This window comes from Bradyrhizobium sp. 147 (assembly GCF_023073935.1).
Classification (GTDB): Bacteria; Pseudomonadota; Alphaproteobacteria; order Rhizobiales; family Xanthobacteraceae; genus Bradyrhizobium.
On the sequence record NZ_JADPKL010000121.1, the window covers coordinates 49,200 to 62,151 of the forward strand.

The 12,952-nt window shown below is 62.6% G+C and carries 11 protein-coding genes; 10 read left to right on the forward strand and 1 reads right to left on the reverse strand.

The features are described from left to right. The first annotated feature begins 38 nt into the window (after positions 1-38). The 7 genes from IVA87_RS29670 to IVA87_RS29700 all read left to right on the forward strand — a co-directional run bounded on the left by IVA87_RS29670 (position 39) and on the right by IVA87_RS29700 (position 7,425). The gene (locus tag IVA87_RS29670; RefSeq protein WP_247301345.1) at positions 39-866 is read left to right on the forward strand and encodes a metal-dependent phosphohydrolase; all 828 of its coding nucleotides are present in this window, start codon (positions 39-41) and stop codon (positions 864-866) included. A 113-nt stretch (positions 867-979) separates the two neighbouring features. Then, positions 980-1,864, forward strand: coding sequence for an alpha/beta hydrolase (locus IVA87_RS29675; RefSeq protein WP_247336473.1), 885 nt, complete (start codon positions 980-982; stop codon positions 1,862-1,864). Positions 1,865-1,999: 135 nt separating this feature from the next. Further along, positions 2,000-2,626, forward strand: a complete 627-nt coding sequence (gene folE, locus IVA87_RS29680; protein WP_247278915.1) for a GTP cyclohydrolase I FolE — start codon at positions 2,000-2,002, stop codon at positions 2,624-2,626. 27 nt (positions 2,627-2,653) lie between these two features. Further along, positions 2,654-4,174 carry an FAD-dependent oxidoreductase gene (locus IVA87_RS29685; RefSeq protein WP_247301343.1) on the forward strand — a complete coding sequence of 507 codons (1,521 nt, stop codon included), beginning with the start codon at positions 2,654-2,656 and terminating at the stop codon, positions 4,172-4,174. Positions 4,175-4,345: 171 nt separating this feature from the next. After that, positions 4,346-5,557 carry an ABC transporter substrate-binding protein gene (locus IVA87_RS29690; protein ID WP_247301342.1) on the forward strand — a complete coding sequence of 404 codons (1,212 nt, stop codon included), beginning with the start codon at positions 4,346-4,348 and terminating at the stop codon, positions 5,555-5,557. A 30-nt stretch (positions 5,558-5,587) separates the two neighbouring features. Beyond that, positions 5,588-6,805, forward strand: coding sequence for an acyl-CoA dehydrogenase family protein (locus IVA87_RS29695; RefSeq protein ID WP_247301341.1), 1,218 nt, complete (start codon positions 5,588-5,590; stop codon positions 6,803-6,805). 98 nt (positions 6,806-6,903) lie between these two features. After that, the gene (locus IVA87_RS29700) at positions 6,904-7,425 is read left to right on the forward strand and encodes an MAPEG family protein (RefSeq protein ID WP_247301340.1); all 522 of its coding nucleotides are present in this window, start codon (positions 6,904-6,906) and stop codon (positions 7,423-7,425) included. Positions 7,426-7,428: 3 nt separating this feature from the next. Here IVA87_RS29700 and IVA87_RS29705 read toward each other — a convergent pair whose 3' ends face one another. Beyond that, the gene (locus IVA87_RS29705; protein ID WP_247336477.1) at positions 7,429-9,432 is read right to left on the reverse strand and encodes a BTAD domain-containing putative transcriptional regulator; all 2,004 of its coding nucleotides are present in this window, start codon (positions 9,430-9,432) and stop codon (positions 7,429-7,431) included. Positions 9,433-10,247: 815 nt separating this feature from the next. On the opposite strand from IVA87_RS29705, the gene IVA87_RS29710 reads away from it, so the two are divergent. The 3 genes from IVA87_RS29710 to IVA87_RS29720 all read left to right on the forward strand — a co-directional run bounded on the left by IVA87_RS29710 (position 10,248) and on the right by IVA87_RS29720 (position 12,738). After that, positions 10,248-10,619 (forward strand): hypothetical protein, encoded by a 372-nt coding sequence (locus IVA87_RS29710; protein ID WP_247301338.1) that lies wholly within the window; start codon positions 10,248-10,250, stop codon positions 10,617-10,619. A gap of 27 nt (positions 10,620-10,646) precedes the next feature. Then, positions 10,647-10,826 (forward strand): hypothetical protein, encoded by a 180-nt coding sequence (locus IVA87_RS29715; RefSeq protein ID WP_247336479.1) that lies wholly within the window; start codon positions 10,647-10,649, stop codon positions 10,824-10,826. Between the two features lie 430 nt (positions 10,827-11,256). After that, positions 11,257-12,738 (forward strand): hypothetical protein, encoded by a 1,482-nt coding sequence (locus IVA87_RS29720; protein ID WP_247301336.1) that lies wholly within the window; start codon positions 11,257-11,259, stop codon positions 12,736-12,738. Positions 12,739-12,952 lie beyond the last annotated feature (214 nt).

Sequence of the window (12,952 nt, forward strand, 5' to 3'; positions counted from 1 at the left end):
GTTGGCATGGAACACCAGCGACAGACGGGGCTGCATCCATGATGACGTTACCGAGACTGGCGGCCGAGACCCTGGAAAAGTTGCTCGGTAGGTTCATGCGCCGCCGGTACGATGAGACTTCTGCAAGCATCGTCGAGAGCGCCACCCGCACCGCGATGGAATGCATCGGCAACAGCGATGCGCTATATCACAATATCGAGCACACGATGCTGGTGACGCTGGCTGCCCAGGCGATCCTCAGCGGCCGAAGTCTTCACATCCATCTGCAAGCTGAAGATTACGTCCATGTCCTGATCGCCTGCCTCGCGCACGACATCGGCTATGTGCGAGGCCTGTTCGAGGAGGATGACGGCGACGGATTCGTGATCGATGCGGCCGACACCAAGATCGCCCTGCCGCGCGGTGCATCTGACGCCAGTTTGATGATGTATCACGTCGATCGCTCGAAACTTTATGTGACGCGGCGGCTGCGACATATTCCTGGAGTCGACCCGGACCGCATCGCGCGCGCCATCGAGGGCACGCGGTTTCCGGCCCGCGAGGGCCAGGACTATGACGAGGAAGCCTCGATCCTGCGCGCCGCCGATTTCATCGGCCAGCTCGGCGATCCCAACTATCTGCGCAAGGCCAACGCGCTCTATTACGAGTTCGAGGAGGTCGGAATCAACCGCCAACTCGGCTACGACTCGCCCGCCGACATCGTCAACCGCTACCCACAGTTCTACTGGAACAGCGTCGCACCGCATATCCAGACCGAGATCGGCTATCTCAACAAGACCGAGATCGGCCGGCAGTGGATCGCCAATCTTTACAGCAACGTGTTCCGCGCCGAACGCGACATCTCGCTGTCCGGTCCGCAGAAATGAGATCGAGCTCGAAGCTCGGATGAGCGCAGCGATATCCGGGTTCAGCATGGCCTCATCCCGGATGTCGCTTCGCTGGTCCGGACTATGATAGCGAACAGCTTGGCGAACAAGTCATGCAACACAACGCCACCGACATCCTCGACATCGCCTATCTCGAGTACGGCGCGCCCGACGGCTGGCCTTGCATCATGGGCCACGGCTTTCCCTACGATGTGAACGCCTACGCCGAGACCGCACCGATGATTGCACGGGCCGGCGCGTGGGTGCTGGTGCCCTGGCTGCGCGGCTACGGGCCGACGCGGTTTCGTGCTGCCGGGACGCTGCGCTCCGGCGAGCAGGCGGCGCTTGGCGCGGATCTCCTGGCCTTCATGGACGCACTCGGAATCAAGCGCGCGGTCGTCGGCGGCTATGACTGGGGCGGACGCGCCGCCTGCGTGGTTTCGGCGCTCTATCCGGAGCGCGTGATCGCCCTCGTCTCCGGCAATTCTTACAACATCCAGAACATCGCCTGCGCGATGGAGCCGGCCTCGCCGGCCGAAGAGGCCGCGCTCTGGTATCAATATCTCTTCCACAACGAGCGCGGCCGCCGCGCGCTGGAGCGCAACCGGCGCGGCTTTGCGCGTCAGCTCTGGTCGATGTGGTCGCCGAAATGGACGTTCGACGAGGCGACGTTCGAGAAAAGCGCAGTATCCTTCGACAATCCTGATTTCGTCGATGTCGTGATCCATTCCTACCGCCACCGCTATGGGCTGGTTGACGGCGACCCCGCCTATGCCGCGATCGAGGCCAAGCTCGCCGCGCAACCGCCGATCCGCGTCCCGACCATCGCAATCGACGGCGACAGCGACGGCGTCAATCCCGGCACCGCCCATCACGCGCGCAAGTTCGAGGGGTTGTTCGAGCGGCGCGTTTTCACGAATGCGGGTCATAATTTGCCGCAGGAGCGGCCGGTCGAATGGGCGAGGGCCGTGCTCGACGTCCGGAAAGCGGCCTCATAGAGCCCGTTTCTAGTCTCGCGGCTGGCTTGTCTGTCGTGCTTCCGATTTTTCCTGATTCTGGGAACCTTTTCCGATTGCAGCCGTCCAAGCTGTGGGGCCGCCTCTGTGTTGCGGCTCGTCGCAGGGAGGATCTAGATGAAGTCACAAGTGCGCAAGCTGGAACGTGTCGCGGTTGCGCAGAGGCCAACCGAACGGCCCGATCGGGCGGAGGTCGAGCAAGCGGTCCGGACCATGATCCGCTGGGCGGGCGATGATCCCGCGCGCGACGGTCTGCGCGACACACCGGATCGGGTTGCGCGAGCCTTCGAGGAATATTTTTCCGGCTATGCGCTGGATCCAACCGAAATTCTGCAAAAGACCTTCGAGGAAATCGAAGGCTATGACGAGATGATCGTCCTGCGCGGCGTCCGCTTCGAAAGCCATTGCGAGCACCACATGGCGCCGATCGTCGGCCGCGCCTGGGTCGCCTATATCCCGCAAGGGCGCGTGGTCGGCATCTCAAAGCTGGCGCGCGTGGTGGACATCTATGCGAAACGCCTCCAGATCCAGGAGAAGATGACCGCGCAGATCGCCAATACCATCAACGACGTGCTGAAGCCCGAAGGCGTCGGCGTCATCATCAAGGCGACGCATCACTGCATGACCACGCGCGGCGCGCACAAGCCCGGGACCGATCTCGTCACCAGCCGCATGCTGGGCGTGTTCCGCGACAATGCGCTGACACGTCAGGAGCTGCTGGGGCTGGCCAATTCGGACGATTGATCCGCGCTTGCTCAAGGAGATGACGCCATGACCGAGCACAAGCCGAGCGGATCCGACCTGGCCAAGGGCGTATCACTGACCGCGTTCGAGGACGGCAAATTGCTCGGTCACGTGGGCGAGGAAGACGTCCTGCTGGTGCAGGCCGGCAGCGAGATTTTCGCGATCGAGCCGGCCTGCAGCCACTACCACGGCCCGCTCGCCGAGGGCTTGGTGGTCGGCGACACCATCCGCTGTCCCTGGCATCACGCCTGCTTCTCCCTGCGCACAGGCGAAGCCACCCGCCCGCCGGCGCTGAACGCGCTGGCGGTGTGGGAGGTCACGCGCGATCGGGACAACATCGTCGTCCAGCGCAAGCGCGACGCACCGAAGCCGTCGGCAGCGCATCGCAGCGCGTCGACGCCGGAGAAATTCGTGATCGTCGGCGGCGGCGCGGCGGGCTTCGCCGCGGCCGACACGCTCCGGCGCGAGGGCTTTGCCGGTGCCATCACCATGCTCAGCAATGACGGCGCGATGCCGGTCGACCGGCCCAACCTCTCAAAGGATTACCTCGCCGGCAACGCGCCGGAGGATTGGCTGCCGCTGCGGGGCGAGGACTATTATCAGGACGCGGGCATCGATCTCAGGCTCAACACGAACGTCTCCGCCATTGATCCGCAGGCGCGCAACGTCACGCTGGGCAATGGCGACAGACTGCCGTTCGAGAAGCTGCTGCTGGCGACCGGGGCCGAGCCGGTCAAGTTGCAGATCCCGGGCGCGGACCAGCCGCAGGTCCACACCTTGCGCTCGGTTGCCGATAGCCGCGCCATCATCAAGGCCGCAGGGATCGCCAAGCGCGCCCTGGTGATCGGCGCCAGTTTTATCGGGCTCGAAGTCGCAGCCTCCTTGCGGGCGCGGAAGATCGAGGTGCATGTGGTCGCGCCCGAGGAACGGCCGATGCAGCGCGTGCTCGGCTCGGAGATGGGCGACTTCGTTCGCGCACTGCACGAAGAAAGCGGTGTGATCTTCCACCTCGAGGACACCGTGGAGAAGCTCGAGGGCGCACGCGCCACGCTGAAGAGCGGCGGGGTGATCGAGGCCGATCTCGTCGTGGTCGGCATCGGCGTCAAGCCGCGTCTGGCGCTCGCCGAGCAGGCGGGTCTTGCCGCCGATCGCGGCGTGAGCGTGAACGAATATCTGGAGACCAGCGCATCCGGCATCTTCGCCGTCGGCGACATCGCGCGCTGGCCCGATCCGCACTCGGGCCAGAACATCCGCGTCGAGCATTGGGTCGTTGCCGAACGCCAAGGCCAGACCGCAGCGCGCAACATGCTCGGCAAGCGCGAGCGCTTCGACGCGGTGCCGTTCTTCTGGTCCCAACATTACGATGTGCCGATCAACTATGTCGGGCACGCCGAGAGCTTTGACGATATAGTGATCGACGGCAGCATCCCGGGCAAGGACTGCCTGCTGAAGTACCGCAAGGGTGCCCGCGTGCTCGCGGTTGCTTCGATTTACCGCGATCTCGACAATCTCAAGGCCGAACTCGGGATGGAGCGGTCGCGCACCTGAAGCCAAGCATCGGGTTTGACCCCAACGCCATTCACGTTACAGGCGCTGGAGGCGCTCCATCAGCAACTCGACGCAAGACCGTCTGGCGCAACTCCGCTGATCTGATGTGCTGACAAGAAGCAGCACGCAGCGCGTTCGCTTCGCGCGGACGATGATCACGGGGGAGAAACCATGAAATCCGCTTTGGTCCTGGCCGCAGCGCTGGCTTACGCCTGTCTGTTCACGCCCGTCGCCGCGCAAAAATCCTACGGTCCCGGCGTCACGGACACGGAGATCAAGATCGGCAATACCATGCCCTATAGCGGCCCGGCCTCGCCGCTCAGCATCACCGGCAGGGTGATCGCGGCCTATTTCGATGAGGTCAACGAGAAGGGCGGGGTCAATGGCCGCAAGCTCAATCTGATTTCCCTGGACGACGCCTTCTCCCCGCCCAAGACCATGGAAGCGGCGCGGCGGCTGGTCGAAGGCGATGGCGTCGCCTTCATCTTCGCCACCATGGGCACCGCGCCGAGCTCGGCAATCGCAAAGTACCTGAACAGCAACAAGGTGCCGCAACTGTTTCTGATCAGTTCGGCCTCGAAATGGAACGATCCCGCCAACATGCCCTGGTCGATGGCGCTGCCATGGGCGCCGAACTACACCAGCGAAGCGGCGATCGACGTCGCCTATGCCCGTGCCAAGAATCCGAATGCGCGCTTTGCGGTGCTCTATCAGAACGACGATGCTGGGAAGGAATATCTGCGCGGTGTCAAGGAAGCGCTCGGTGCCGACGCCGACAAGGCGATCGCGATGGCCTCGAGCTTCGAGGTTGCCGACCCCACAGTCGATTCCCAGGTGCTGACGCTCGCCAATACCAAGGCCGACGTCTTCATGATCTATTCGGTGACGCCGCGCGCCTGCGCGCAGGCGATCCGCAAGGCGCACGAGGTTGGCTGGCAGCCGACGCGCTTCCTCGCCTCCGGCTGCGCCAACAAGGCGACCGTGATGGTGCCGGCCGGCCTCGATGCTGGCAAAGGCGTGCTGTCGCTCGGTGCGCTCAAGCCGTTCGTCGCCGAGCCCAAGAACGATCCGGCGATGACGGCCTATATCGATTTCATGAAGAAGCGCCTGCCCAATGCCGACATCAACAACGTCGCCGGCCTCTACGGCTACACCGTGGCCGAGGCGCTGGTGGTCCTGCTCAAGCAGTGCAAGGACAATCTGACGCGCGAGAACATCATGGCGCAGGCGTCGAACCTGAAGAACGTGCCGTTGTCGCTGCTGATGCCCGGCATCACCCTCAACACCACCCCACAGGATTTCCGCCCGATCAAGGACGGCTACATGCTCCAGTTCGACGGCAACGACTGGATCGTGGCAAGCGAGCTGCTGCGCGGTACCTGACGCGCCGGCCGAGCGAACCGGAGGGATACGATGGATTTTCAACACTCCGCCCGTTCGCTCGAGCTCCAGGACCGCGTCCGCCAATTCATGCGGACGCATGTCGAGCCCGTCGAGGAGCACTATTACGAGCAGGTCAAGCCGGAGGCCGCGCGCTACAAGACGCCGCAGGTGCTTCAGGACCTGAAGAAGCTGGCGCGGGAGCAGGGGTTCTGGAACCTGTTTCTCTCTGGCGAGCACGGACCCGGCCTCAGCAACCTCGACTACGCGCCCGTGAAGGAGATCATGGGCCGCATCCTCTGGGCGCCCGAGGTCTTCAACTGCTCGGCCCCTGATGTCGGCAACATGGAGGTGCTGGCGAACTACGGCACGCCCGCGCAGCAGGAGCGCTGGCTGAAGCCGCTGCTGGAAGGGCGCATCCGCTCCGGCTTCTCGATGACCGAGCCGCAGGTCGCCTCCAGCGATGCCACCAATATCCAGTGCGAGATCCGCCGCGACGGCGACAATTACGTCATCAATGGCCGCAAATGGTTCACGTCAGGCGCCATGAACGAGGATTGCGAGATCCTGATGGTGATGGGCAAGACCGCGCCCGACCATCCCGACCGCCACCGCCAGCAATCCATGATCCTGGTGCCGAAGGCGACGCCTGGCGTGCGCATCGTCCGCGACATGCTGACCTACGGCTACGACGACGCGCCGGTCGGCCATCCCGAGATCGTCTACGACAACGTCCGTGTGCCCGCCGAGAACATCCTGCTCGGCGAGGGCCGCGGTTTCGAGATCGCGCAGGGGCGGCTCGGGCCCGGCCGCATCCACCATTGCATGCGGCTGATCGGCTGCGCTCAGCGCGCGCTGGAATTGATGTGCCGGCGAGCGACCTCCCGTCTCGCCTTCGGCAAGCCGCTGGCGGAGCAGGGCTCGGTGCGCGAGGACATCGCGCACTCCTTCTGCGAGATTGCGCAGGCGCGGCTGCTCACGCTGCAAGCCGCCGACAAGATGGACCGCGACGGCAACAAGGCCGCGCGCGACCTGATCGCCGCCGCCAAGATCGTGGTGCCCAGCATGGCCGCCCGCGTCATCGATCGCGCCATCCAGATCCACGGCGCCGCCGGCGTCTCTCAGGACACGTTCCTTGCGCGTGCTTACGTCTACGCCCGCTTCATCCGCATCGGCGACGGGCCGGACCAGGTGCATCTGGCGGCGGTGGGGAAGGAGCTGATCAGGCGTGGCGGGGTGATGGCGGGCTAGGGCTATTGCTCCCTCCTGCTCTCCGGCAGCGAAGCACCGAAGCCGCAGCTGTCCGTGGCCCTGGCTTTCCACTATATGCGGGCTGGCGACGTCCTCATGTGCTGGCGCGACGCGGTCGTGCATGTAGGGCAGGTCCGCCGGGGGGAGCCAAATTGAACCGATTGAATCTTCACGATCCTCTTTTCGCCACCTATGTCATTGCCGCCAGCCTGATCATCTTGAAGGCCGTGGCGATGTCATGGCTGACGGTGATCCGCATGCTGCAAGCCAAGGGTGGCTATCGGTCGCCAGAAGATCTCAAGAAGACCCCATTGAATCCTGCGCCCGATCCATCGCAGCTTCTCCCCAACGAACGTGTCGAGCGGATCCGCCGGATCCAGATGAACGATCTCGAGAGCCTGCCGTACTTCCTGGTCGCGGGCCTTCTCTATATCCTCACACAGCCGTCGCTGCGGCTCACACAGTGGCTGCTCTACGGCTACGTTGCCTCACGCCTGCTGCATTTTCTGGCGTATCTCACCGGACAGATCCACGAAATCCGCGCGACGCTGTGGACGGTCGGCTCGCTCATCCTCGTCTTCATGACCGTTCGCACGCTTCTCGTTGCACTCGGCGCTTGATCCTCAATCGGCCACACCGGCGACCCGCTGGGCCGAAAGGTAGCGTTCGAGAGCGTCTTCTTGCTTGAAAAAGCGCATGGCGCGCAGGTCGCGGATCGTTGTTTTTTGTATCGCATCGCGACGCCGCGTGATCTCGCGGGCTTCTTCCAGGCGGCCCGCGGCGACTAGATTCGCAGCCAACATGCGATGGCCGGTGCCATTGCTGGGATTGTGCCGAACCGACTTGCGGGCCCACGCAATGCCATCCTCATGCCGCCCGAGCGCAAAGTAAGATGCGGTCAATCCTGTCATCCACATATGCAGCATCCTGTCATCGGGACTAAGGACGAGAGAGCGATGCAGGCATATCACCGCGTTCTCGTAATCACCTGCCATGCTGTCGATCATTCCGAGCACGCCCCATGCAAAGGCCGAACTGGGATTGAGCCTCACGGCCTCGGTGGCGTGAATGCGGCCCTGATCGTTGTCGCCGACCGGCCCAAAGAGGGTGAAGCCATATACTGCATGCGCAAAAGCATCCGCACCATCCTGCTCGACGGCGCGACGCGCCAGACCGAGTGCCTCGACCGCGGCATCGGTCGGCGTGTCGGCGCCGAGCGGTGAAGCCATGACGAGTGCCCAAGCAAGCGCCGCGAGCGTCGGCGTGCGGGTCTGATCGAGCCCAAGAGACTGTCGAAGCAGGTCGATCGACTTGGTGACGTCATTGCGGGTGCCGCTCCACAGGTGATGAAGCGCACGCAGATAGAGATCATATGCCGAAAGATTGGTCGGCGGCTTTCGGCGCGCCCGCTCGATCTCGGCGCTGCGAACGGCGGGATCGACGACTGCGGCAACACTGGTGCTGACGTCATCCTGCAGATCGAAGATGTCGATGAGGGGGCGGTCATAACGATCGGACCAGACTTGTGCCTCACTGGCCGTATGGGTCAGTTCGGCCGATATGCGAACACGGTTGCCGGCCTTGCGTATATGGCCGCTCAAGACGTATTGGACACCGAATTGTTGCGCAATCTGCTGGCTGGTCATTCCCTTGTCCCGGAGGGCAAAGCTCGATCCGCGCGCAATCACCACCAACTCGCGAAAGCGCGATAAAGCGGTGATGAGGTCTGCGGTGACGCCATCGGCGAAGTACTCCTGTTCGGGGTCACCGCTCATGTTCCGGAACGGAAGCACCGCCACGGAGGGCTTCTCGTTGCCGATCACGTGCGCTGGTGGAGGTGGACGTTCTGCCGCTATGTCCGCCGCAGCCGAAACGATCTCCTGCTCTTGGACCTTGCGCAGTTCCGCAGCGAGGGCGCTGGTGGCCAGATCGGGCCGGGTGCCAAGCTCCTGCTTCAGCAAGGCAACCACGTCCTGGTAGTATTTGAGTGCTTCCGCGTTCCGTCCGGCTGCGGAGAACGCGCGCATGATCAAGCGATGCGCATCTTCGCGCATGCAATTGAGCACGTTGGCACGCTGGCCGGCACGGAGGGCCTCGCCCGTACGCCCCGCAGACAGCTCGTACTCGCCGAGCAAAACCATTGCGCCAAGAGCCAACTCCGACAACCGCTCACGTTCGCCAGCCAACCACTCGCTCCAGCCCTCCTCGTTGACGCCAATGTCATCAAGGAGACGCCCGCGGTACAGATCTGTCGCCGCCGTCAACGCGTCATGGCTGCCTTTTCGGACAAGCTCCTCAAATTGAGGCACGTCGCAAGCGATCGCAGTGGCGTTCAACGAAACAAATTCGCCGTCACTCCTGAGAGCATCCTGGCCCAGGATTTGACGCAGCTTGAAGAGCGCCTGTCGCAGGTTTTGCTTCGCCTGCGTGTCGAAGTGAGATCCCCACAGCAAGCTCGACAGTTTTTCGCGTTGCTGGGGCTCAGGTGCCATGCAAGCCAGATAGGCGAGCAATCCCGCGAGCTTCCTGTTGGGCAGGCTGACGACGCCGCCCGGTCCTGCCAGTTCGAAACGGCCGAGGAGCGAGAGGGCAAAACCCGGGCGCCGCCTAGATGCAGATTCAGTCATTCCGCCTCTAATTTGAGCAGACACGCCCGTAGATATACATCCTACACGAATTGCGAGTTTCACGAACACTAATAACGCGTCGATGACGCTTGAATAACGCCAGCGAAGACGACTGCGGGTTCAGATCATGTTGCGACGAGATGCCGTTTGGCTGATCGACGCAGAGCAATGTCATCGGGCAGGCCGTCATGTGCGCGCGTCACCTCCTAGCAGTGGTCGCTATTCTCTTCGTGGTCCTTGCGGGGATCGACGTCGCGCTGACGGCCTTTGCCGCGCCGAGAGCCAGGGTCGCTTCGGACTCGGCACCTCCGGTTGCACCGCTCTTATTCGGAGGCGACTGATGGACTCCGATTTCACATGGCCGTCAAACAGGAGGTCGCATTGAGCATCTCGACGATCAAATATTCGACGGGGCCGAAGCTGCTCACAACAAGGCCCAGACGTTGTCGAGAAATCCTATCTCTTGATGGGAGGAAACGGCGATGACGCACGCTTCATTTGCCGAGGCCACAAACGCGCCCCCGGGCAAGGTCCCGAGTGCGCATCCCCGACGCCATTCCCCCTGCAAAGCATTTTCATCTGCGCAGCTTGGCGCCCCTCCCGTTGTTCGTCACCTGGTACCAGCGCGCCTGCTTCAGGGCGGAGCTGCTCGCCGACCTCAGGGACAGGCCCGAATACCTCAGTGACATCGGGATTTGCCGCCACGAGGCGACGTCCGAAACCACCCGATTTTTCTGGGAGCCAGTCCTGCTTAGGCGCAGCAGAGGCGACTGAGTGGAGTCCAATTTCATATGGCCGCCAAACGGGAGGTCGCATTGACCGATATCGCGCCAATCGACGTTCCCGCGCCACCTCGGACCTCTGTTGCATCAACGATCATCGCTGCACTTCACGAATCTCGCCGCCTAGAGGCAATTAACGTCATTCATCGCTACCGGCATCTTGGTTGCGATCGAGTCGAGATCAACCTTTGCGACCCGACGCCATCGCCGGACACGAGAACGCGCGCTCGTCAGATGCTGAACAATCGAATGGACAAGAAAGTGAGGGGATTCAGCGAAACACATCTGATGATCCTCATTCTTCTGGGATTCGGCGTCGTTCACGTGATTGGCGGCGTCCTGATGGCGCGCGCGGCTCCCGAGCAAGGCAATCCTCCCTTGGTCGTCGCAGCCTGGGGCGACTGAGGGTGGCCGGCGACGGAAGCTGGTTCATTGGATGAGAAAGATCGAGAGGCCGAGGTGACAGCAATCATAAACGCGATTTCCCGGACGGTCTTCTCGGCCACCAGCAGCGACGTGGCGAAACACGCTCTGCTGCTGGTCGCAGCGTGCGTCTTCGTGTTCGTGCTCTCGCTCACCTATGGCTTGGATTTGAGCCCCGGATTGTTTTGATCATTGCGGTGGCAAGAACCGCGAACGCTGCCCGGTCTGCAATTCCAATCGCGGCGGTGCTCAAAAGCGCGCGCCGGTCTCTGTCGATGGTGATCGCGGAATTGTATGACATCGCCATGGGACTGCCTCCTGGCTTCAGGCAATCGGAGCCTGCGGGGCAGGACAATCCCTGGTCTGCCTCAGCAACATGGCTTGGAAGTTGGTCAATAGCTCGTTAGGCCTTGTTAGATGCTGTGAGCCGTTGCGATCGCTGCCCGCCGCGGAAGAAAGACAAGCTCAGCATTACTGTCCAGGTCCGCTCACGAGGGCAGGGCGGAAGTGCCTTCACTGTTACCCTCTTTTAGGGCGTGTGGGCTAAAGACGCAGATGCCCGATCGATGCGGATGTCCGCCTAGGCTGCCACGGGCTGCTCTGAAGGAGAAGCTACGCCGTGGGTTTGTTAGATGACAAATTCAGCGCAAGACGACGTTGGATTGTCGTGGCTGCGATCCTCCTGGCGGCCCTGGTCATTCAAATCCCCCTCGTCCTCAACGCGGATCTGGGCTGGCTTCTGACCGCAAACGAAAAGATCCTGGATGGCCGGAAGCTCGGGATCGACCTCTTTGAGTCCAACCCGCCTCTGTCGGTCTACATGTACATGCCGGCGGTGATGCTCGCGCGCGTGACCGGTGTTGCACCCGAATTCGTCGTGACCGTCCTGGTGATTGCCGAGATTGCCGCTGCGCTTCTGATGATGGACCGAGCAGCCGCAGCCGCAAGGCTGGGGGCTCGGGAGAGAAATATTTCAGCCTGGTCGTTTGCGCTTCTGCTCGCAATTCTTCCGGGTGCCATCTTTGGACAACGTGAACACATCGCGGTGATCGCCTTGACACCGTTTGTCGCCGTCACCGCACTGCGCTGGCGCGGGCTCGATCCTGGGTGGGTGGCGATCGTCGCCGGAGCGGGGGCGGGGCTCGCCATGAGTATCAAGCCATTCTTTGCTCTGGTGGCAGGCCTCCCGATCATCCTGGGCGCGCTCCGCCAGCGTTCTTTCAGGTCCTTGTTCACCTCGGAAGCGTGCACGGCTGCTGCTGTCGTCATCGGCTACGCGGCGGTAGTGATAGCCGTCTTCCCCGCCTATGTCTCCATCTATGCCCCGATGGTCGCCGAAGCCTATCTGCCGATCAGAAGGGAATTTGGTCGCCTGCTCGCCATTCCAATCGCGGTGATAGGCGCTTCCATCGGCTTCCTGCACCTGCTTGGCCGTCAAACTCTCAAAATGCAGAGCGAGGCAATCCCTTGGCTGGCCGCCGCGGTCGGCGGCGCCGCGGGTTTCCTTCTTCAGGGCAAGGGCTGGCCATATACGGCTTTCGCGCTTTGTCTGTTTGCGATTGCGGCGCCGTTGCTACAGGCCTGCGCGAGGGCAGTGCGAGCGCCCATTGTGACCGGCGGCCTCGCAACCGTTGTGGCCATCGGGCTCTATCTGTCCTCACCGGCCCCAGGGTTTCCGCCGCTGAAGGAGCGTGTCGAGGCCCTCGTGAAGCAGCCGCGGCTGCTCACGATCACCGACCACATCCGGCTGGGACATCCACTCGTCCGTCAGATCGGCGGCACTTGGGTGGGCAGCTCGTGTGCGCAGCTTTTGGCGGCCGGCGCAATACTGCGCGAGAACAACTCGCAACCGACTCCGGAGGAGCGGGCAAGATTGGACAGCATCATCAATTTCGAACGACGGCATTTGCTGGCGGACCTGCGAAACGGTCGGCCAAATGTAATTCTCGTGGATACTTATCTGCTGAGCACGTTCGAGTTCGATTGGTTGGCCTGGGCCAATTCAGACGCTGAACTCAAGCTGGAGCTAAGTCGCTATCGCGAAATCGAGGACGTCGGCCGCGTTCGCATCTTTGTCGATCAATCAAGCTTGGAAAGATAAGCCGCTGTCTCGTTCGATGTGCACCGGCCGAACGGCAGATGAGACTTGCGGGGCAGCCAGAGCTGCAGCCAGGGCTGCTGGAGGGCGCGCCATTGCGATGATGACATCATGCCCCTGTTTTGCCCGACGAGGCTGGGCAAGAATTACTCGTTAGCGGAGTGAGGCGGGTGCGTGCCGGCCGATTGCGAGCGGAGGCTGTATATTTGTCCAGAAG

What these genes read in the sequence shown, in the direction of transcription:
- IVA87_RS29705 (WP_247336477.1), bottom strand. Translation starts at nt 9,432, where the DNA reads ATGACTGAATCTGCATCTAGGCGGCGCCCGGGTTTTGCCCTCTCGCTC.
- IVA87_RS29670 (WP_247301345.1), top strand. Translation starts at nt 39, where the DNA reads ATGATGACGTTACCGAGACTGGCGGCCGAGACCCTGGAAAAGTTGCTC.
- IVA87_RS29675 (WP_247336473.1), top strand. Translation starts at nt 980, where the DNA reads ATGCAACACAACGCCACCGACATCCTCGACATCGCCTATCTCGAGTAC.
- IVA87_RS29685 (WP_247301343.1), top strand. Translation starts at nt 2,654, where the DNA reads ATGACCGAGCACAAGCCGAGCGGATCCGACCTGGCCAAGGGCGTATCA.
- IVA87_RS29690 (WP_247301342.1), top strand. Translation starts at nt 4,346, where the DNA reads ATGAAATCCGCTTTGGTCCTGGCCGCAGCGCTGGCTTACGCCTGTCTG.
- IVA87_RS29695 (WP_247301341.1), top strand. Translation starts at nt 5,588, where the DNA reads ATGGATTTTCAACACTCCGCCCGTTCGCTCGAGCTCCAGGACCGCGTC.
- folE (WP_247278915.1), top strand. Translation starts at nt 2,000, where the DNA reads ATGAAGTCACAAGTGCGCAAGCTGGAACGTGTCGCGGTTGCGCAGAGG.